Annotated in this window: 16 protein-coding genes and 1 pseudogene; 12 read left to right on the forward strand and 5 right to left on the reverse strand. The window is 73.4% G+C overall.

Going from position 1 to position 20,942, the window contains the following annotated elements; translation table 11 throughout:
- Nucleotides 1-297: 297 nt before the first annotated feature.
- Nucleotides 298-417 (reverse strand): RICIN domain-containing protein, encoded by a 120-nt coding sequence (locus tag Cch01nite_RS04650; protein WP_203749233.1) that lies wholly within the window; start codon nucleotides 415-417, stop codon nucleotides 298-300.
- 82 nt (nucleotides 418-499) lie between these two features.
- On the opposite strand from Cch01nite_RS04650, the pseudogene Cch01nite_RS22670 reads away from it, so the two are divergent.
- Both Cch01nite_RS22670 and Cch01nite_RS04655 read left to right on the forward strand, forming a co-directional pair.
- A pseudogene (locus Cch01nite_RS22670) lies at nucleotides 500-607 on the forward strand (hypothetical protein); the annotation flags it as partial.
- Nucleotides 608-665: 58 nt separating this feature from the next.
- A complete protein-coding gene (locus tag Cch01nite_RS04655; RefSeq protein WP_239069897.1) occupies nucleotides 666-1,058 on the forward strand; it encodes a helix-turn-helix domain-containing protein in 393 nt (130 codons plus the stop codon).
- Nucleotides 1,059-1,132: 74 nt separating this feature from the next.
- Here Cch01nite_RS04655 and Cch01nite_RS04660 read toward each other — a convergent pair whose 3' ends face one another.
- Complete coding sequence (locus tag Cch01nite_RS04660; RefSeq protein ID WP_203749236.1) at nucleotides 1,133-2,050, reverse strand: helix-turn-helix transcriptional regulator; 918 nt, start codon at nucleotides 2,048-2,050, stop codon at nucleotides 1,133-1,135.
- 190 nt (nucleotides 2,051-2,240) lie between these two features.
- On the opposite strand from Cch01nite_RS04660, the gene Cch01nite_RS04665 reads away from it, so the two are divergent.
- The 7 genes from Cch01nite_RS04665 (at nucleotide 2,241) to Cch01nite_RS04695 (ending at nucleotide 11,380) form a co-directional block, all read left to right on the forward strand.
- Entirely contained in the window at nucleotides 2,241-3,368 is a 1,128-nt protein-coding gene (locus Cch01nite_RS04665) for a calcium-binding protein (RefSeq protein WP_203749239.1), read from the forward strand.
- Between the two features lie 277 nt (nucleotides 3,369-3,645).
- Nucleotides 3,646-5,157 (forward strand): ankyrin repeat domain-containing protein, encoded by a 1,512-nt coding sequence (locus Cch01nite_RS04670; protein ID WP_203749244.1) that lies wholly within the window; start codon nucleotides 3,646-3,648, stop codon nucleotides 5,155-5,157.
- 56 nt (nucleotides 5,158-5,213) lie between these two features.
- On the forward strand, nucleotides 5,214-5,978 hold the full coding sequence (locus tag Cch01nite_RS04675) for a glycoside hydrolase family 16 protein (protein WP_203749247.1): 765 nt from the start codon (nucleotides 5,214-5,216) through the stop codon (nucleotides 5,976-5,978).
- Nucleotides 5,979-6,033: 55 nt separating this feature from the next.
- Complete coding sequence (locus tag Cch01nite_RS04680; protein ID WP_203749250.1) at nucleotides 6,034-6,648, forward strand: CG0192-related protein; 615 nt, start codon at nucleotides 6,034-6,036, stop codon at nucleotides 6,646-6,648.
- Between the two features lie 383 nt (nucleotides 6,649-7,031).
- The gene (bglX, locus tag Cch01nite_RS04685; protein WP_275407173.1) at nucleotides 7,032-9,335 is read left to right on the forward strand and encodes a beta-glucosidase BglX; all 2,304 of its coding nucleotides are present in this window, start codon (nucleotides 7,032-7,034) and stop codon (nucleotides 9,333-9,335) included.
- Nucleotides 9,336-9,497: 162 nt separating this feature from the next.
- On the forward strand, nucleotides 9,498-10,124 hold the full coding sequence (locus Cch01nite_RS04690; RefSeq protein ID WP_203749256.1) for a hypothetical protein: 627 nt from the start codon (nucleotides 9,498-9,500) through the stop codon (nucleotides 10,122-10,124).
- Nucleotides 10,125-10,681: 557 nt separating this feature from the next.
- Nucleotides 10,682-11,380, forward strand: coding sequence for an EcsC family protein (locus Cch01nite_RS04695; RefSeq protein WP_239069899.1), 699 nt, complete (start codon nucleotides 10,682-10,684; stop codon nucleotides 11,378-11,380).
- 66 nt (nucleotides 11,381-11,446) lie between these two features.
- On the opposite strand, the gene Cch01nite_RS04700 is transcribed toward Cch01nite_RS04695, so the two are convergent.
- Nucleotides 11,447-13,747 carry a hypothetical protein gene (locus Cch01nite_RS04700; RefSeq protein ID WP_203749259.1) on the reverse strand — a complete coding sequence of 767 codons (2,301 nt, stop codon included), beginning with the start codon at nucleotides 13,745-13,747 and terminating at the stop codon, nucleotides 11,447-11,449.
- Between the two features lie 213 nt (nucleotides 13,748-13,960).
- Here Cch01nite_RS04700 and Cch01nite_RS04705 point away from each other — a divergent pair, with 213 nt between their 5' ends.
- Entirely contained in the window at nucleotides 13,961-14,575 is a 615-nt protein-coding gene (locus tag Cch01nite_RS04705; RefSeq protein ID WP_203749262.1) for an RNA polymerase sigma factor, read from the forward strand.
- On the opposite strand, the gene Cch01nite_RS04710 is transcribed toward Cch01nite_RS04705, so the two are convergent.
- Nucleotides 14,553-15,026, reverse strand: coding sequence for a hypothetical protein (locus Cch01nite_RS04710; RefSeq protein ID WP_203749265.1), 474 nt, complete (start codon nucleotides 15,024-15,026; stop codon nucleotides 14,553-14,555). The two genes, Cch01nite_RS04705 and Cch01nite_RS04710, sit on opposite strands and share 23 nt — an antisense overlap.
- A 175-nt stretch (nucleotides 15,027-15,201) precedes the next feature.
- Complete coding sequence (locus tag Cch01nite_RS04715) at nucleotides 15,202-17,898, reverse strand: CHAT domain-containing protein (protein ID WP_203749268.1); 2,697 nt, start codon at nucleotides 17,896-17,898, stop codon at nucleotides 15,202-15,204.
- Nucleotides 17,899-17,983: 85 nt separating this feature from the next.
- Between Cch01nite_RS04715 and Cch01nite_RS04720 the strand changes: the two genes are divergently transcribed.
- Nucleotides 17,984-19,276 carry a S8 family peptidase gene (locus Cch01nite_RS04720; protein WP_203749270.1) on the forward strand — a complete coding sequence of 431 codons (1,293 nt, stop codon included), beginning with the start codon at nucleotides 17,984-17,986 and terminating at the stop codon, nucleotides 19,274-19,276.
- A 99-nt stretch (nucleotides 19,277-19,375) separates the two neighbouring features.
- Nucleotides 19,376-20,830 (forward strand): hypothetical protein, encoded by a 1,455-nt coding sequence (locus Cch01nite_RS04725; RefSeq protein WP_203749272.1) that lies wholly within the window; start codon nucleotides 19,376-19,378, stop codon nucleotides 20,828-20,830.
- The last annotated feature ends 112 nt before the right edge of the window (nucleotides 20,831-20,942 follow it).

Consider the following 20,942-nt stretch of genomic DNA (forward strand, 5'->3'; position numbering starts at 1 on the left):
AGACCGGAGTTGTGGCGCTGGTAGAGCGCGCCACCGTCAGCGACGATGTCGACCGTCGCGGGGTTGTTGTCCAGCTCGGTCCAAGGCATGGATCACTCCTCACCCGGAGCGCTGTCGATCCGCCCGCAGCTACGGCGCCCCGGATCGGGACGCTACGGCCCGGTTCCTCGCTGTGGACAGGTCCCTGCGGGCAGGCGAAGGGGCACTCGGCAGCAGGCGGACTGGAGCGGTGGCAACCCCTGCACCGGGACGACGCTCGTCAGGTGAAGGGATCGCCACCGCTCTGGTCGGGACGGGCTATGAGACCACCCGCCACTGCTGGTTCGGGCCGTGCCAGCACGTGCCTTGCACGACCTGCGCGCCGGCCGTGGTCAGGGCGTACGCGACGTCCAGGCACATGCCGCTGTGGCGTGCCACGCACGCAGGTCCGTGCCGCCCTCCCGCTGGAGGCCCCGACATGAGCGAGCCGCTGCGGGTGCTGATCGTCGACGATCACCCGATGTACCGCGACGGCCTGCGGGCCGCGCTGGAGGACGACACCTGCCTGGAGGTCGTGGCCGACGCCGCCGACGGGACGGCAGCGACCGAGCTGGCTCTCGAGCTCCAGCCCGACGTCGTCGTCATGGACCTGAAGATGCCGGGGATCAGCGGCGTGGAGGCCACACGTGCGGGCGATCCACGCGGTCGGCAGCGGAGAGGCGATCTTCGGGCCTGCGGTGGCCCGTCGGGTGCTCGACCTCTTCAGCGGGAGGTCGGCACCCACCACCGTCCCGTTCCCGCAGCTGACGGCTCGGGAGCGGGAGGTCCTCGACCTGGTCGCCCGCGCCGGCAGCAACGGAGACTTCGCCCGTCAGCTCCACCTGAGCGACAAGACCGTGCGCAACCACATCTCCAACATCCTCTCCAAGCTGCAGGTCGCCGACCGGGCGCACGCGATCGTGCGCGCGCGGGAGGCCGGGCTCGGACGAGCACCGGCCGCGAAGGCGCCCACGACGCCGCCGCACGAAGGTGGCGTCCCGGGGCCGGCACGTGTCCAGACGCCGCTTCGACACCCGTAGCGCCGGCCGACGCGCTCACCGACGGACCGCGGGGCTCGCGCCCGGGAGCCCGAGGCGCGGCGATCAGTCAGGCGTCACCTGACGTCGCGTCCTCGCGTTCCGGACGACGCGCCCAGCAGCAGGACGGCGGCGGCCCGGTTCGTCACGCCGTTGCGCCCGTACAGCCGGTGCAGGTGACGCGAGACCGTGGCGGGGCGCAGCCCTAGCCGTCGGGCGACCTGGGCGTCGGTGAGCCCTTCGGCCACCAGCTCGAGCACCTCGCGTTCCCGTGCCGACAGCGCCGCGGCCGGGCGCCCAGGAGCCCGCGACCGCCCGGTGCCGCCGCCAGGATCGGCCGGGACGCCCGGTGCCACGCCGAGCGGTACCCATCGGGGGTGCGGAGCGAGCTGCAGGCCGACGCCGCCCAGACCGGTCCTGGCCGCATGGACGCGGGCCAGGGCGGCACGGACGTGGGCACCCGCCTCGGCCAGCAGGTCACGCTGGCGGTCGGTGAACGTGCCGGAGTGCCGGCCGAGGGTGAGCGCGTGCAGCACACCGTCCCGGCGGAACAGCGGAAGCGTGATCTGGTCGGCGATGTCGGGCATGGCGTCGACGTGCAGTGCGGAGCGACGCCAGGCCGGCCGGGTGAGCACGTCGCTGATCCGCACCGGCAGGACCCGGCCGCGCTCGGCGGTCGCGGTGAGCGCCGGCGGGCGCAGCGGGTGCGTGTGGCCCAGCTCGGCGTAGGCACCGACCTTGGAGATCACCGCCCTGGCCTGCGGCCACAGGACGGCGACCTCCTGGCGGGTCCGCACGTCGACGTGGGTCACGGTCGCGGTGTCGCTGCCGACCACCTCGGCCGCACCACGCAGCAGCGTCGTGGTGATCGCACCGTCCTCGCTCAGCTCGAGCAGCTCGCCGGCCCAGACGAGCAGTCGGCGCAGGTCTGCGCTCGTCGGCGCGCGGCTGACCTCCATGACGAGGAGGACCGCCGGGCGTCGTCCCTGATGCACAACGCCCACGATCCGGACGCGTCCCGCTGCGCCTCGAGGCACGCGTCGTGACCATGGACGGCCCGTCGCCGGTTGCGCAGTTCTGCGCAACCGGCGGACGGACGCGGGTCGCCGCGGTTCCTCCTCGATGCGCCGGCACGCACGTCGGCGCCCCGGGTATCCCGGGAACCCGACCTCGGAGGAACCACTCATGTCTGGAACACGCACGAACCTCGCCCGGACCCGTGTGCGCACCGCGGTGCTCGGACTGGCCGCCGCGGTGCCGCTCGTCGCCGGTGCCGGTCACCTCACCCCGGCCGGCGCGGCCGTACCCACGCCGGACGCGGTCTCGTCGACGCCGAACGCCACCGTCGCCGTCACCGCGACCGGTCTCGTCTACACCGGCCTCGGCGCACCGAACACCATCACGGTGAACCTGGTCGGCGGCCGGTACGTGATCGCCGACAGTGCACCGATCACGGCCGGCACAGGCTGCCTGCCCACCGCCAAGGGGGTGTTCGAGGTCAGCTGCCAGGTGCCCTCGAGCCCCAACGGGACACCGAAGTCGTTCCGGGTCGTCGGCGGCGGCGGGGACGACGTGATCCGCAACTCCACCGCGATCGGCATGCGGGCCGACGGCGGCCCGGGCAACGACGTCCTGGAAGGAGGGACGGGGTCGGACAACCTCGACGACTCCTTCGGCCGGGACACGCTGCGCGGCAACGACGGGAACGACACGCTGTCCACCGAGCTCAGCCAGCAGGACGGGCTGGTCGACGTCCTCGAAGGCGGCGCGGGCGACGACGACCTGCGGGCGGGACCGAACGACGACATCCTGCGCGGGGGAGCGCAGGACGACACCATGCGCGGGGGGCTCGGCGCCGACCACTTCGACGGCGGCTCGGGTGCGCACGACGCCGTGGCGTACCTCGACACCGGGCACGACCCCTACGCGCGGCTGGTCGTCTCGATCGATCTCCACGCCGACGACGGGCTGCGGGCGCTCGGCACGTCGTCCAGCCAGGAGGGCGACTTCGTCACCACGACCGTGGAGGACGTCTTCGGCGGGCACGGCGACGACGTCCTGTTCGGCAGCTCGGCGAACAACCTGCTGTCGGGCAACCTCGGCGACGACGTGATCGAAGGTCTGCTCGGCAAGGACGTGATCGACGGCGGCCCGGGCGACGACCTGCTGGCCAGCAACCAGCTGTTCGGGGCGCCGGTCGCGGACGGCGCGATCGACACCGCGCAGGGCAACCTCGGCACCGACTCGTGCCGGGTGCCGTTCCCGACGGTCGAGGCGGACCTGGTCGCCTGCGAGACGGTGAACCAGGACTGACCGGCGACCGAAGGACCGTCCCACGAACGACGCAGCCTCGTCCCTGCGGGTTCCGGCCACGGCGCACCGACCCAGGTGCGCCGTGGCCACCCCGCGCCTGGTCGGTGCCGGGTGGTGACCCGGCGAGCGCCGCTGGCTAGGCTGGGGCGCGGCTCCCAGGCAGCCGACCGGTCCGCGGGCAGGGCACAGCCCACCTGGGCACGTGCGGCACGGCACACTGGCCTCCACCTCCTTTCGGCCCGACGACGCGGACACCGGGCGACGAGAGGAGGTCGCTGTGGCGACCGTCGCACTGCCTGCGAACCCGAACCTGGGACACCTCCGTCGACAGGCCCGCGCCCTGCAGCGCGCCGCCGTCGCGGGCGACCCCGTGGCCGCCGCCCGGATCGCCCGGCACCACCCGAACCCGCCGGACGACCTTGCTTCTTTCCCGCTCAACGCCGCACAGCTCACGGTCGCGCGCGAGCACGGCTTCCCGAGCTGGCCACGCCTGCGCCACTACCTCGACGCCGTCGCCGAGCACGGCTGGTCGCCGGTCGACCCGGACACGCCCGACGCCGACGTGGCCGCGCGGTTCTGCCGGCTCGCCTGCCTGACGTACTCCGCCGCCGACGGTCCCGACCGATGGGCCGCCGCGCGGGCGCTGCTCGACGCGAGTCCCGACCTCGTCGACGACATCTGGGCTGCTGCCGCGGCGGCTCGGGCGGACGCCGTGGCGCGGCTGCTCGCCCGGGACGCGGGCCTGGCGAGGCGGCCTGGCGGCCCGCACCGGTGGCGCCCGCTCGCCTACCTGGCGTACTCGAGGGTCGGCGGTGGCGACCCCGTGGGCACCGCCCGGCTGCTGCTCGACGCGGGCGCGGACCCGGACGAGGGGTACCTCTGGGAAGGCCTGCCCACCCCGTTCACGCTGCTCACCGGCGTGTTCGGCGAGGGCGAGGGCGGACCGGTCCGCCAGCCGCGCCATCCCGACTCGATCGCGCTCGCCCGGCTCCTCCTGGACCACGGCGCGGAGCCCAACGACGGCCAGACGCTGTACAACCGCATGTTCGGCACCGACGACGACCATCTCGTGCTGCTCTTCGAGCACGGCCTCGGCCAGGGCGACGGCGGGGTGTGGCGGCGCCGGCTCGGGCCCGAGGTCGTCGACCCGCCCCGGCAGCTGCTGCGCGACCTCCTGCACTGGGCGGTCGAGCACGGCCAGGTCGACCGGGTCCGGCTCCTCGCCGAGCACGGCGTGGACGTCGACTCACCCCTGGACGGCGGCGCGTGGCCGGCGGCGGGCTCTGCTTCCCGGGACGGCGTCGCTCGTGGGCGCACGCCGTGGGGCCTCGCGATGCTCAGTGGCGAGCGTGAGATCGCCGACTACCTCGTCTCGCGCGGCACCCCGTCGACCGACCTGGACCCTGTCGACGCGTTCGTCGCGGCGGCGATGACGGCAGACCGCGACCGGGCGTCCGCGCTGGGCGACGCCGTGCTGGCCGAGGCACGCCGCGCCCGACCGGGGCTCGTCGTCTGGGCAGCGGCGCGGAGCCGGCGTGACGCGGTCGCGCTGCTCGTGGAGCTGGGTTTCGACGTGAACGCCTTCGGGCGGCACGACGCCCCCGTCGAGCAGCCGTGGGAGACCGCGCTGCACGCCGCGGCCGGGGCCGGGGACGTCCCGCTCGTCGAGCTGCTCCTGGACCTCGGCGCGGACCCGTCGCTCCGCGACTCCCGGTTCGGTGCGACACCCCTGGACTGGGCGCGCCATCTCGACCGGCCCGCCGTCGTGGACGTGCTGCTGGGGCGTTGACGACCCGGGCGCCCGCGACCTCGCGCCGAGGCCCCGTCCGATGCCACCCTGGACGGGTGGAGCACGGCGCCGGCCTCTTCCTCGACGACTTCGACGGCGACGAGCTCGACCGCGCCGTGTGGCTGCCGCACTACCTGCCGGCGTGGAGCTCGCGAGCCGAGACGGCGGCGACGTACGCGGTGCGCGACTCTGCGCTGCATCTGCGGATCGACCCCGGTGCCCCGGCGTGGTGCTGGCCCGACCACCGGCCCGCCACGCGGGTGAGCGGCATCCAGTCTGGCTCCTGGTCGGGGCCCGTCGGGGGGACACGCGGGCAGCAGCCGTACCGCGACGGCCTCGCCGTGCGGGAGCAGCAGGACGAGTTCTGGGGCTGGACGCCGGGGCCCGGCCGCATCGAGGTGCGGGCGCGCATGACCGTGTCGCCACGGTCGATGGCGGCCTGCTGGCTGGTGGGGCGGGAGGTCGAGCCGCACGAGTGCGCGGAGCTGTGCCTGTTCGAGGTGTTCGGGGACGCGGTGGAGCCCGGGCGGTCAGCGGGCGTCGGGATGGGGTTGCACGCGTTCCGGGACCCCGACGTGCCTGAGGACTTCGCGGCGTCGCGCCTCCGGATCGACGTCGCCGAGCCGCACACGTTCGGCGCGTCGTGGACCGTGGACACCGTCGAGCTCAGCGTCGACGACGCCCTCGTGCGCCGCTGCCCGCAGCCGCCTGCCTACCCGCTGCAGATGATGCTCGCGGTGTTCGACTTCCCGGACCGGTCGGTCGGCGACGACGACCACCTCGTGCCTGAGCTCGTCGTGGAGAGCGTCCGCGGCTGGTGAGGACCGGGTTCCTGCCGCGCCGAGGCTCGAGGACGGCACCCGGTACGGTCGGCCCATGGCTCTGATCCACCGCGCCACCATCAGTCCGACGAAGGCCGAGCTCCTCGGCGGCTGGGTGCCCGCTCAGCCGTGGGGTGCGACGGAGGTCGAGCTGGTGGGTGCGTACCGGTTCGACGACCCGGACGGTGAGGTCGGCATCGAGACGCATGTCCTGGCGGCTGCCGGCGGGCAGCTGCTGCACGCCCCGCTGACGTACCGGGGTGCACCGCTGGCCGGAGCGGAGCCGTTCCTCATCTGCACCATGGAGCACTCGGTGCTCGGTCGACGCTGGATCTACGACGCGACCGGCGACCCCGTCTACGCGGACGTGCTCGCGTCTGTGCTGCTGGCGGGTGTCGTCCAGGCGGCCGAGCACGTCGAGGGCGCCGACGCTCCCCGCGAACCCACCGTCCGCGTCACCGGCAGCGCCACCGGTGCGAGCGAGGTGCCGCCGCTCGACGGTGTCGTCGCGTCGTCGGACGGAGCGGCGACCGTCATGACCTGCGGAGATCTCCGTATCGTCGTCCGCCGACGTCTCGATGCAGATGCGTCGCCCGCCGACCATGAGTCGACCCTCACGGGTACGTGGTCCGGCGTCGAACAGCCGGTGCTGCTCGCCTACGTCGCCTGAGAGCGCCGGCTCGGCCGCAGCGCATGCGGTCGTCCCGGCCTGGTGATGCGGGCCTGCCCGGGTGGGTGGATCGTGTCGATGGACCCCGGGGTTCGATCGGCGACCGGTCGAGTCCAGGCGCAGGAGCGTGCCGTTCAGCGACGAGCAGGTGGCTCCGCGCCTCGCCCGCATGACCGACCGCCCTGGCGCCCTCGTCCCGCGGAAGGGCGTCGACGGGCGCCAGGTGGGCTGCCCGCGGGGCCCGACGAGCGACGGCGTCGCACCGTTCGTGGTGGGACGGCCGTGGAGTGTCCGGTGATCACATCGAGTTCTCGGAGGTGTTCCCCATGGCAAGGCTCGGACGAAGGACTGCCGCGATCAGCGCGGCCTTCGCACTCGCGTTCATGGCGGGAGGAAGCGCTGTCGCGGCCGGCGGGTCCGACGATGATCCGGCGTCGGCACGCACGCGGGACCACGCCGGCAGGACGATCGAGCGGAAGGTCGACCGTCTGCTCTCCCGGATGACGACGCAGGAGAAGCTGCAGCAGGTGCAGCTCCTGTCCGACGGCCAGATCACCGACGCCGACGCCGAGGCGGGCGTGGGCTCGGTCTTCAGCCTCGTCGACCCGGTGGCGATCAACCACTTCCAGCACGTCGCGGTCGAGCAGTCGCGGCTGCACATCCCGATCCTGTTCGCCTACGACACCATCCACGGCTACCGCACGATCTTCCCCGTGCCGCTCGGTGCGGCGAGCTCCTTCGACCCCGCGGTCGCGCAGGCCGACGCCGTCGTCGGCGCGAAGGAGTCCGCGATCCAGGGGCTCAAGCAGATCTACAGCCCGATGGTCGACGTCTCGCACGAACCCCGGTGGGGCCGCATCGTCGAGGGCGCGGGGGAGGACCCGTACCTGGGGTCGGTGATGTCGGCCGCGCGCGTCGAGGGCACGCAGGGCACCGACTACAGCGCTCCCGACAAGGTCGTCGCGAGCGTCAAGCACTACGTCGCGTACGGGCAGCCCGAGGGCGGCCGTGACTACAACACCACCGACCTGTCCGAGTCCCGGCTGCGCAACCTGTACCTGCCGCCGTTCAAGGCCGCGATCGACGCCGGAGCGGACACGGTCATGTGCTCCTTCAACGCGATCAACGGCGTCCCCGGGTGTGCCAACGAGTACACCGAGACCGAGATCCTGAAGAAGGAGTGGGGCTTCGACGGCTTCGTCGAGAGCGACTACACCGCCGTCGCCGAGCTGCGCGCCTGCCCGCCGGTGAAGCCGGACAGCGGCCCCTGCGGCCACGGCGTCGCCGCCGACGGCCCCGACGCCGGCGCGGCCGCCCTGATGGCCGGGACCGACTCGGAGATGGTCAGCACCAACCTCCGCGACTACGGCCAGGAGCTGCTCGCGGACGGACGGATCACGATGTCGCGCCTCGACGACGCGGTACGGCGGATCCTGCGCGTCAAGTTCCGTGCCGGGCTGTTCGACCACCCGTACGTCGACGTCGGGACCGCGAGCGACCCCGCGAGCTACGGCCAGCCGGCCGACCTGGCGAAGAGCCGGTGGGCCGCCGGTCGGTCGATGGTGCTGCTCAAGAACGACGGCGGGGCTCTGCCGCTCGACGCCACGAGGTCGACGGCGCTGATCGGGCCGTTCGGCCAGACGGTCGACGAGATGCTCGGCCCGTGGTCGGGACGCGGCTCCGACGACCTGGCCCCGAAGTTCGTCAGCCTCCTCGACGGGCTGACCGCGGCCAGCTCGGCCCCGGTCACCTACACCGCGGCATGCAACCTGGCGCACAACTTCGACCCGCCGAACAACGCCGTCCCGCCGATCACCGCCGACGACGAGGTGTGCGCAGGCCCCGGCGTCGACGGGACGACGATCCAGGACGCCGTCGCGGCGGCGAACAGCGCCGACCAGGTCGTGCTCGCCCTCGGCGAGAGCGGCTTCATGAGCGGCGAGTCCAACAGCCGCAGCCAGCTCGACCTCCCGGGCCACCAGGAGGACCTGCTGAACGCGGTCGTGGCCACGGGCAAGCCGGTGGTCGTCGTGCTGCTCAACGGCCACCCGCTCGACCTGACGGCCGTGGTGGACGAGCCGGCGGCGATCCTCGAGGCCTGGTTCCCCGGCACCGAGGGCGGCAACGCGGTCGCCGACGTGCTGTACGGCAAGGTCAACCCGGGCGGCAAGCTCCCCGTCTCGTTCCCGCGCGGCGTCGGCACGGTGCCGTACTACTACAACCACGAGCCGGCAGGCCGGCCGTGCGACGCGACGTTCAAGTGGAACGCGCGCTACCGCGACCTGCCCACCTGCGACCCGCTCTACGCGTTCGGCTACGGCCTCAGCTACACGTCGTTCGACGTCTCCGACCTGACCCTGAGCCGCACGAGCGTCGGCCGCAACGGCAGCGTCACGGTCTCGATGGTGGTGACGAACACGGGCGACCGCGCCGGTGACGACGTCGCGCAGCTGTACATCCACGACCCCGTCGCGAGCCTGTCCCAGCCGGTGCGCCGGCTGCGCGGCTTCGAGCGGGTGTCGCTGGAGCCCGGTGCGTCGACGACGGTGACGTTCACCCTCGACAAGAGCGACTTCGGCTTCTACGACAACCGCGGCAGGTTCGTCGTGGAGCCGGGGACGATCGAGGTGTACGGCGGAGACTCGTCCGCCGCCACCATGACGGCGTCGTTCACGATCACCCGGTAACGACGGCACCACCAGGGACGCAGCGCTCCCGCTCCGGCGGGGCTGCTGTGTCCCTGGTGCTTGCGAGGCTCACGTATCACGGCGGCGCGTCGCCGACTCCGTCCCTTCGAGGTCGGACGACCGAGCCCGGGCGACCGAGGCGTGAGTGAAGGAGAAGGACCGATGAAGCGGCATCTCGTGACCACGGCGCTGGCCGTCTGCTCGGTCGGTGTGACCCTCGTCCCGTGCATCGGCAGCCGGCCGTGGCCGCGCCCCATCCCTCCACGGCCGATCCCGGCCTTCGTCTGCGAGTCGCTGGACTCGCTCCCGGTCGGACTGACGGTCGTCAACGGGCTGCCACCGGTCAACAGCTTCCAGCCGCCGCTCATGGACATCGCCGCACACCCCTTCGCCTGGGCCAGCGGGGTCACCACGACGGCGGGCCAGGCGACCACCGAGGCCGGGGGACGGGCAGGCGGCAGCGGCACCGAGATCCGCGTCAACAACATCGTCCTGTCCGTGAGCATCGGCTTCGGCCAGGTCATGCACGCCGCGCGCATCCGGTTCGGCGAGTACGGGGGCAACGTCAACCTGTCGGTCGACGGCGTCACGGCGAACGTCGCCGACCTCGCGTCGCTGAACGGCAAGACGATGGGCGGCGTCACCGTGAGCGTGCCCACCGGCGGGTTCGGCAACGACATGGGCGTCCTGGAGCTGACCGGGACCATGCCGGACCAGGCGTTCGGCCTGGGGCAGTTCGCCATCGGCGGGCAGGAGCTCTGGATCGACGACATCTGCTACCAGCCGTAGCCGAGCTCCCAGGGCACGGTCGCTGCCGCAGGTTCACCCGCCTGCCGACGAAGCGGTCCCCTACGGTGACCTCGTGCCGGAGCCATCGAAGTACGAGTCGCAGGCGTGGACCGATCTCCAACGGTTCAAGTCGAGGCCCATGACGCGCGGCGTCCGCGCGTTCAGCGACGTCACGGTCAAGGGCGCTCGCACCGTCGGCGAGGGCGCCCGCGCCGCCGGACGGCAGCTCGAGCATCTCGTCGACGGGCACCCGAATCTCAAGCGCGCCTCGGACGCGATCGGGAGCGCCGCTCACGCCGTCGGAGGCGTCGTGCCGGACGCGCTCCCCGACAAGGCCGCGGGGTGGGGCCGATCGGCCACGGCCTCGCTGGAGCGCATGGTCGCGTCCGTCGCGCGCCGGACTGTCGCCGGAGAAGGTCGTCGAGAAGCATCGGAAGGTCGGCCACGACGTCGAGACCCTCGCGGACCTGCGCACCCTCGACCTCGCCCTCATCGACAAGGTCCGCCCCCGCACGACGCGCTTCACGTACCCGGGGACCGCGGCGGCCTCCGGGGTCGTGACGTCGTTCGTCATCACGGGCGGCGAGATCGTCGTGACGGCGTCCGGGGGAGCTGCCTCGGCGCCCGGAGGCACGGCGATCGTCGGGGCGATGGCGCTCGACGTCGCCACGGTGATGGGCCTCATGTCTCGTGCGGTGGGCCAGCAGGCGCTCGCCTACGGGTACGACCCCGAGGACCCGGCCGAGAAGCTCTTCATCCTGTCCGTCGTGAACGCCGGCACCGCCCTCTCGGGTGGTGCCAAGCTCGCGGCGATGGCGGACGTGTCACGACTGACCCAGCAGCTGGTGCGTGGAGCGACGTGGAAGAAGCTGCTGGACTCGTCGCTGCTCGCTCGTCTCTACAAGCAGGTGCTCGCGCGATTCGTCGTCCGGACGACGAAGCAAGGGCTGGGGAAGCTGGTGCCGGTCGTGGGCATCCTGATCAGCGGCGGGTTCAACTGGGCCACGCTCGAGCAGGTCACCGACGCCGCGCACGTCGCGTACCGGCGCCGGTTCCTGCTCGAGAAATACCCGCACCTCGCGGACGGCGACGCCCCGGAGCTCGAGACGGTCGGCGAGGTTCCGGACGAGGAGGATGAAGTCATCAGCGTCCTCGAGGACCTCGCAGGGCTGGGCGGCCCTGACCTCAGCACCGACCACGGCGTCGACCCGGAGGAGACGCCTGACGCCGACCCTCACGCGACATCGGGCACCTGACCGAGCGTCCCCACCACACCGGGGCCCGCCCTCGACGGGCGGGCCCCGGTGTGGTGCCTGCGCTGCTCAGTACCGGCGCAGGTCGTCGACGACCCGGGGCAGCACCCCGCGGCGGTCGAGGACGTCGGCCGTCCGGTTGAGGGCGTCGGTCCGCTCGTCCACCGCGTCCTCGGTGCCGAGCGCGTCGGCGAGGACCTTCGTCTTGCGGACGACCTCGATGTGGCCGAGCGAGTCGGCGGCGACGTCGACGTCCGCCAGCGCGGACCGGAGGTGGCTCGCACCGGCCTCGACCTGCGGGGCCACGACGTCGAAGCGTCGGGGCCCGTCGACGGCCGGGGTCAGGACCTTCCCGGCGCGGACCAGAGGACCCGCGAGCACGGCGTTCGCGTGCAGCGCGGCGCGCGACCCCGGGAGGCTGTCGGCCACGTCCTGGAGGGTCTGGTTCGCCCCGTGCAGCACGCGGGAACCGCCGAACGCGACGGTGTGCGCCACCGGCCGTGTGAACACGTCGCCGGCCAGCCGCTCCGCGTCCGGGTCGGTCGGCGCCGCGACGGTGAGGTGGAGCGGGGCACTGAGCGCCGCGCCGCCGGCGCCGGTGTCCGCCACGACGACCGCGTGGTAGGTGCCCGGTTCGCTGATCAGCCAGTCCCGTGACCCTGCGGAGAGCAGGATGGAGCTGTAGAGCGCCTCGCCGGGTTGCAGGACGACCGGTTCGGGCGCGGTCGACGACCGCATGAACGGCACACGCTGACGCGCTTCACCACCGTCCTTCGCGACGACGATCGTGAGGTTCTCCTCGTCGAGGACGCTGCGGTCGACGACGACTGCGGTCGTCGAGACGTTCTTGAGCCGGATCTCGGCGACGACCGGCTCGAGGAACTCGAAGCGCGGCGACCGGTGGACGCGCAGGTCGATCCGGAGCGGGCCGGTGACGGCCGCCCGGAGCCGCTCGTACGCGTCCTGCTCGAAGCCGTGGTCGGTCGCGAAGGTCGAGCCGCCCATCTTCACCATCCGCTCCGGGGCGTGCCGCAGGAACAGCAGCTCGTCCGGGTCGAAGTTCCAGGTGAACTGGGTGAAGAAGTCGTCCGAGCCCGTCGGGAACCGGAAGGGGTAGTTCATCCAGCTCAGGGCCGTGTCGCTCGCGGTCAGGGGCACCCAGGGGGCGCCGAGGTCCTTCTGCCACGAGTGCAGCAGGTTGAACGTGTGACCGAGCTCGTGCGCGGCCGTCCAGAACCGCATCCGCTCCCGCCAGGCCGCCGGGTCCGGGTCGCTGGCCGGCGCGTCGGCGATGAACGTCCCGACGGTGAACACGGCGGCACCCTGGCGCTGGACCGTGCCCGACGAGTCGAACATCCGGCCGCCGAGCCCCCAGCCGTCGTCGGAGATCCCGGCGAACAGCAGCCAGGTCGCCCACTGCGGCGCGTCGACCCACTGCGACCAGTGCGCCTCCATCGCGTCGTGCAGCTCGAGGTTGGACCAGGTGCCGCCGGCGCCGGCGTCCACGAGCGGGATCACCGAGTCACCCGCGGTCCGGGTCACCGAGATCCCGGCCCGCGCGTACGCGCCCTCGAGCGTGAGCGCCTGGTTGGGCGCCTTCGGGGAGTGGACCGGGTGGCTCCACGGGTTGAACGTCGCCGTCGACAGGGCGCCGTCGACCGTGTCCACCTCGAGCGTCACGTTGCGGAACGTGGCGCTCGCCCACGTGTAGTCCACGGTCACGGGCCGCCGGCCCAGGCTGGAGAACGTCGCGCTGGCGCGCTGCCCGGCCGGCAGGAACGGGTGACCGGTCAGGGTGACGGACACCCAGCTGTACGGCCGGAGGTTCGTCGCCCCGTCCTGGTAGGTGATCTCTCCGACCCAGGCCCCGGTCGTGGAGTCGAGGGTCACCCGTGCCAGCCAGGTCAGAGAGGAGAAGAAGCGCGTGATCGTGCCGCTCATGGTCATCGTGGGGTTGGCGCCGTCGATGTCGACGCGGAGCTCCTCGGTGCCGAGCACGGGCAGCGGGTGGGGGACCTCGGCCGCCGCGGTGCCGAACCACGGCGGAGGGTCCGGCGGGTTCGGCGGGAGGGGCGGGATCGGCGGGTTCGTCGGCAGCGGCGGCGGGGGGAACGGCGTGCCGACGGGCGGCTCCGGGAAGGTCACCACCGGTGGGCGCGGGTCGACCTGGTAGACGCCGGACCTGACCACCAGCCACGGGAAGGGGACGGGGAAGGGAGCCGGGAAGGGGGCCGGGAAGCCGGCCGCCTCCGGTGCCGCGGTGCCGCCGGCGGTTCCGTCGACGGGTGCGGGGAGTGCGGAGACGTGCTCGAGCATCTCCTCGGTGCTCGTGCCGTTGGTCGGTCTGCCGACGTCGAGATCGCTGGACATGGGGAGTGCCTCTCTGGGGGAGCGGGAGTGCGGTCACCATCCGGATGAGGCGGGTGGGCGTCTGATACGGGGCCGCGTGCGGCCGCAGGCCCACGCCGACGGCTCGACGCCGGGTGCCGCGGGGCGCTGACCTGGGGGACCGTCCTGGCGTACCGTCAGCCGTGAGTCTCCGCTTCGGCGGTCTGGTCACCGTGAGCAGCCCGGAGGTCGACGATGGACCGGGAGGACCTCACCGCGTCCGACCTCGTGCTTCGCGCCCGCGCCGGCGACCGGCACGCCTGGGACGCGCTGGTCGAGCGCTTCATGCCCCTGGTGCTCGCGGTCGCGCGCCGGCACCACCTCGCGGGTGCGGACGCGGAGGACATGGCCCAGACGCTCTGGATGCGTCTCGTGGAGCACCTGGACGACATCCACGACCCGGCCGCGATCGCGGGGTGGATCGCGACGACCGCGCGCCACGAGTGCCTGCGCACGTTGCGCCTACGACGGCGGACCGAGCCGTTCGACCCCCTCGACCCGGCGCGGGACCGGCCCGCGGAGGCCGAGGAGGCGCTGGACGCGGCGGTCGTCGACGGCGTCACGGCGGCCTCGCGCCACGAGGCGCTGCTCGTCGCGTTCGCGGAGCTCTCGACGAGGCACCGCGACCTGCTGCTCCTCCTGCTGCACGACCCGCCGGTGCCCTACGCCGAGATCGGCCGCCGGCTGGGCATCCCGGTCGGCAGCATCGGCCCGACCAGGGCCCGGGCGCTGCAGCACCTCCGTGAGCATCCCGCCGTCGCCGCGATGCTCGGCGACGACGCGGTGGTCAGATCCGCACCCAGTCCGTGACGACGGTCCCGGTCGCCGTGGAGCACCGGATGCGGACGAGCTCGTCGCCCGCGGACGGACCGTGCGCGCCGCGAGCGATCGTGAAGTAGCCGTCTGCGTCGACGGCCGTCTCCCGGTCGTCGTGCGCCGTGGTCTGCAGGACGACCTGTGCGGCCTGCGACGGGACGACCTGCCCGGCGACGTGCGACGGGCCGACCTCGACCTCGAGCGTCAGGGTGGGGGAGTCGAACGAGAGGCTGCGGGCGGACGAGCCGGCCGCCCGGCGGGCGAGCACCGCGCCGGAGTCGAGCAGGGAGTCGTACGTCAGCCGGGCCAGCTCGCCGTCGGCGTCACGCCAGTCGAACGCCTCCTTGCCGGCCGCCAGCAGGGCGTCGCTGGGCCGGTTCGCGTCCAGCGCCTCGCCGAGGGCGGCCAGGAGGAGGTCGTCGTCCGACCGTCCCGACGTCGTCATGGCCACTCACCTGTCCCTCGTCGTCCGTCATCGAGGGTAGCGGCCTCTGCCGCACCGCAGAGGTGCACCCCTGCGGTCCTCACGCGCATCGGGCGCGCCGACGGCGACGAGCATGCATCCGCGCCACACACCAGGCAGAGTCGCGCCGGCCGGGCGTGATACGTCGCCGGCCGGGTCAGTTCTCCGGGCCGCCGTACCCCACCTGGACGAAGCTCGCCGCGACAGCCGCGGCGGCCGGGTCCGCAGACGCGGTGCGGCTCTGCGCGCGGCGGAGCGCGGAGGCGGGCGGGTGGCCGCCGACGAGCTCGCGGTGGTACGAGGCCATGAGCGACGCGGTGGCGATGTCGGGGATCGCCATGACCGGCGCGACGAGCGTCGCGGTGCCGCCGGCGAGCAGCGCGGCGGACAGCCCCATGATCTCCCCGCCGGCCACGACGGCTGTCGTCGCGGTCTCGCAGGCCGCGAGGACGACGTGGCGCGGCGCGGTCGCGATGCGCTCGAGGTCGTAGACGGTGAACGGTCCGTCGGTGAGCATCAGCGCCGAGAACTGCGGGTTGTCGGCGCGCAGACGGCCGTGGCCCGCGACGTGGACGAGCGCGGCGCCGTCCATCGCCCGCGACACTGCGTCGGCGGTCGCGTCCTCGCCGACCAGCAGCGCGGCGGTGGGGTGCAGCGAGGCGATGTCCCGGGCCTCGGCGAGTGCTCCGTCCAGCCCTGGTCCGGCGACGACGGCCCGGCGACCGCCGGTGGAGGCGGGCCGGCTCGCGGCCGCGTGCCAGTGCGTCGCCGACGGGCTGACGCTGACGGGACGGTCCGCGCATTCCGGCAGCGCGGACCAGGGCACGGACTGGAGCCAGCCGACGGGGACGACGACGAGAGGTCGGTCGCCGACCGCCGTCGCGAGCGGGGCGAGCACGTCCGCGCCGATCGCGGCGCACGACTGCGCGAGCAGTGCCCCGGCGGCCTCGACGCTGGCGGGCCGGGCATCGCCACGGGCCATCCGTCGCAGCGCGAACGACGCGCGCTCGACGCTGTGCCGGATCCGCTCCGCCGGCCCGAGGTGGTGCAGGCGCGGGCGGCCGTCGACGACGGTGACCGCGTGCATGTGCCCTGCGACCTCGAGATAGGCGACGAGCGCGTGGTCGCCGAGGAGCCCGGCGAGCGCCTCGACGGTCGGTGGCCGCACCGTCGCGTCGCCGCCGGAGGCGTGCCGGCAGTGGTCCCGGATGCGGCGCTCGAGCGCCACCTGCCGCGCGACGAGGGTTCCGGTCGGCTGACCGGCCTCGCGGTCCTCACCGATCGACTCCGTCGTCGAGCGCAGGTCCGCGAGCAGCTGGGCGAGCACCGGGTCGCTCGACGGCCGCGCGTCGCGCCGCAGCGTCGCCGTGGCCTTCGTCCACTCGCTCCAGCCGAGCGCGGACCGCGGGTCGCGGGCCTCCAGGGCCATCCGGAGGCCGGTGCCCGCGATCTCGCCCCGGTGGGTCGAGACGTGGGCGCGCAGCTCCGTGGCGCCCATGGTCGCGCGGTGGTCCTCGAGCACCCGCAGGCCCGCGCGCAGCGCCGACAGGGCGGCAGGACGGCGACCCTCCGCCTCGCGGAGCAGGGCCTCGCCGAGCCAGGCCCGGGCACGGGCGTCCGCCGGTCCGGTGTGACGTGCGCGCCCGGCGCGGGCGAAGTCGCGCCGCGCTGCGGTCGTCCGCCCCGCCGACATCTCGACCCGACCGGCCAGCAGCCTCGCCTCCAGCGCCGGGACGATCCATCCCGCGTGCTCGAGCGCGTCGGCCACCCGGCGGCACCGCGCCGACGTGACCGGCCGGTCGGCGGCCGTGAGCGCCTGGAGGGAGGCGAAGTCCGCGAGCGTCGCCCACTCGCGGCGCTGGAGGTGCACGAACTCCCGGCGAGCCGTCAGGGCGGCGTCCAGCGCGGCGTCCAGGTCGCTCTGCACGAGCGCGACGGTGGACAGCAGCAGCCGCGACTCGGGGAGGTGGCGCTCGCGACCGTCGCGCGTGTTGGCGGCGACGGCCGCCTCGGCGAGCTCACGCGCCTCGTCGACGAGCCGGACCGACAGCAGGAGCTCGGCGTGGTCGGTGAGGACCGAGCCGAGGGGGAGGCCCAGTGCCTCGAAGAGGACTGTGGTGCGGTCGAGGTGGTCGAGGGCCGAGGGGACGTCCCCGGCCTGCGCGTCGACCCAGGCCAGGTTGTGCTCGACGAGGGCTCCCGCGACCGCGAGGCCGTGCGCCTCGCACAGTGCGGCGGCTTCCGTGAGGTCGCGCCGGGCGGCGACGAGCTCCCGCCTCGACACCAGCAGCAGGCCCCGGTTGGACAGCGCGCGCGTCGCCCACTGGGCGTCACCGGCTCGACGGATGACCCGGAGCGCGTGCCGCAGGTCGTCCAGCGCCGCGTCCAGCCGACCCATGTCCTGCAGGATCGCCGCACGCTGCACGCGGGCCCTGGCTGCCGCCAGCCCCGACAGCTCGGCGCACGCCTGGTCGATCTCGCGCAGGGACCGGCCCGGGTGCCCGGTCAGCAGGAGGGCGCCGGCGAGGCTCATGCGCGCCTCGCCGGTGCGGGTCGGCTCGCCGGCACGCCGCCCGGCCGCGACGGCGGCTCGCAGCCGCTCGACGGCGACGTCCAGGCGGGACTGCTGCATCGCGGCGACGCCCGCGGCCCGCTCGGCGACGCAGACCGTCGCCCAGTCGCGGGCCAGGCGAGCCTGCTCCGCCACGTGGGACGCGAGCGGTGTCGCAGCACCCGGGTCGACTCCCGCGAGGCGGAGCGCCTCTTCGGCGCGAGCCCGAAGGTCGTCCCCGCGGCCCGCGGCGGATGCGCTCCGCACGTCCGCGCGGACCGCCGTGCGCGTCGCCGCCGCCATGTCGCCCACCCCAGTCGACCTGCACGTATTTTTCGCCCGAATTGTCCCCCTGTCATGGTGGCCGAACAACCGAGGTGGGGACGACATGAATGACTTCGTGCACCTGAGCGATCCCAGTACCGAGACCGAGCCGACCGAGATCGTCGTCGCGCTCGAGCATGCGCCGCTCGTGATGACAGCCCTGGAGAACGACGGACTCCACGTGGTGAACGCGGAGCCCAGCGAGCCGCTCGGGCTGACGCTCGTCACGCTCGACCCTGACGAGGTCCCCACCCTGGTCGGCCTCCCGAGGCTCCCGGCCGAGCCCGGCCGGACCGAGGGGCTCGACGACGTCGTGCTGGCCCGCCTCCGCTTCGTCTTCGACGACGGCCACGCACACTGGACGCCGACGATGGGCAAGAACCGGACCGTGGGGGTCGTCACCGACGGCGGCGGGAGCATCTCCTACGGCGGCGGACCCAACCCCACGAAGGCGAAGGCCTGGAACCCGGGTCGCTCGGGGCAGGCGGGCAAGGGGATCACGATCGGCGTCCTCGACACCGCCCTGTTCCCGCACCAGGTGCTCGCCGGCGGCTACATCGCCGCGTCGCCCGAGGACTTCGTCGTCGAGGACGGGCCGTACGACTACGCGCAGGGTCACGCGACGTTCGTCACCGGGCTGATCCTGAAGGACGCTCCGGGGGCCGTCGTCCGGGTCCGCAAGGTCCTCTCCGGGGCGGGCACCGCCACGTCGTGGGAGGTCGCGAACGCGATCGTCGAGCTGGGCAGCGCCGGCGTGGACATCCTCAACCTGTCGCTCGTCTGCTACACCGAGGACGGACGACCTCCGCTGGTCCTCTCGACCGCGATCGACCGGCTCCCGCCCCACGTGCTGGTCATCGCCTGCGCCGGGAACCACGGCGGCCGGGAACCCGGGCCTGATGAGGTCAACCGCAGGCCCGCGTGGCCGGCCGCGCTCGACGACGTCGTCGCCGTCGGCTCGGTGACCAAGGACGGGAAGGGCAGCAAGCTCGGGCTCTCGCCGTTCACGCCGCCGAGGGCGGCGTGGATCGACGTCGTGACGGTGGGTGACCCCGTCGTCAGCACGTACTTCACCGGCGCCGTCCGTGTACCGCCGCCCGAGGTCGAGCCAGCCGGCACCGAGTCCGGGCCGGCCGCCGACGGCGCGCAGCAGGCGCCGACCGAGCCGCCCCCGTTCGAGGGCTGGGCCGCGTGGAGCGGGACGTCGTTCGCCGCCGCCAAGCTCACGGGCAGGGTCGCCGCCGTCGCGGAGCAAAAGGGCATCCCGGTGCGGGCCGCCTACCGCCGGCTCGCCGCCAAGGCGAATGCGACGGGCCGCCGCCCGGAGGACGACCTGCCGCCGTACATCCCGACCTGACCGAAGGTGCCCGATGGGGCACACGAGAGTGCTTGTTCCGGTCGGAACACCCCCGAGATCGTGGTGACACGATCTCGGGGGTCGAGAGGAGCCAGACGTATGTGGTCCCAGGTGCTCGACACGCTGATCGGGGTCGTCTTCATCTTCGCGCTCGTGTCCCTGCTGGCCTCCGTGGTCGTCGAGACGATCTCGACGTTCATGCAGCGACGAGCGCACTACCTGCTGGCGGGTCTCAGCGCGATGCTCGACAAGCCCGCCGCCGACGTGAGCAACGCGACGACGAGGCAGGTCGTCAAGCTGGTGAAGGAGAACCCCGACAGCGGCTCGCAGGACGAGTCACCTGTGACGCTGCGGCTGTTCAGCCATCCGATGATGCGGTCGCTCCAGACCCGCCAGCTGCACGGCCTGGGACGCTCGGCCGTCCGCAACCCGCAGTACGTCCCGGCGTCGACGTTCGCGCGCGCCCTGATCGACACGCTCATGCCCGGCGACGAGGGTGCCGAGCCGCTCCGTGCGCTGCGCACCCAGGTGTCCGCGCTGCCGGCGACCGCGTCCGCGAACGACGTCGTCGCGCTCGTGGACGGCGTCAGACCCCTGACGACCGCACAGGCGACCGAGCTCGGCAACACGATCGCCGCCGTCGACGCCCTCGTCGACCCCACCAAGGAGGCGGTGCTGGCGCTCGTCCCTCAGGGGTCCTCGGACGACGCGTTCGGGGCGAGCATCAAGCGAGTACGCAAGGCGGTGAGCGACTCCGGGTCCGGACCGAAGGAGGTCTGCCTGCGCGCGCTGCGCGACCTGAAGGCGACCGCCGAGTTCGTCCAGGGCCGGCTGGATGGCTTCTCCGCCGCGATGACCGCGCACACGGGGACCGGCGCGAGGGACGCGGCGATCACGTGGATCGATCACCAGCTCCCGGAGTCCGCGCAGGACGCCGACGTCCTGCGCCTCCTTCGTGAGGGCGTCACGAACCTCCCGCAGCACTTCCCGGCGCGTGCAAGTCTCCTGGCCCTGCTCAATCAGGCTCAGGGGGGCGTCACGAGGCTGAGGACGTCGATCGAGGAGTGGTACGACGGGCAGATGGGCAGGATCAGCGGCTGGTACAAGCGCTGGTCGGTCGGGCTGCTGTTCGTCATCGGCTTCGCCGTCGCCGTCTTCGCGAACGTCGACACGATGCAGGTGGGCCACACCCTCTGGGTGGACCAGCCTGTCCGCACGGCGGTCGTCGCTGCGGCGGGGAACGGCACCGTGTGCCGGGACGAGGGCGACAAGACGGCCGAGTGCGTCGACAAGAAGCTCGACGAGCTCGCGAAGGCGGGACTGCCGATCCTGTGGCAGAAGGAGTGCTTGTCGAAGCAGGACGGGTGGGCGGGGTGCCTCACGACCGCGTTCTCGCCGCCGAACACGGCCCTTGCGTTCGGGCTGAAGCTCCTGGGGTGGGTCGTGACCGGGATCGCGGTGAGCTTCGGCGCACCGTTCTGGTTCGACGCGCTGTCGAAGCTGGGCAACCTGCGGATCGCGGGCACCAAGCCCAGCCAGCAGGAGCAGACCTGAGGCCACGGGCCTCGGCGCGGCGCGTATCAGATCCGCGCGTCGCCGACTCCGACTCCTAGAGGCGTCCCGAGGTCCGGGACCGGGCGAAGGCGAAGGCCGCTGCCCGCGGATG

Source organism: Cellulomonas chitinilytica (assembly GCF_016862675.1).
GTDB lineage: Bacteria > Actinomycetota > Actinomycetes > Actinomycetales > Cellulomonadaceae > Cellulomonas > Cellulomonas chitinilytica.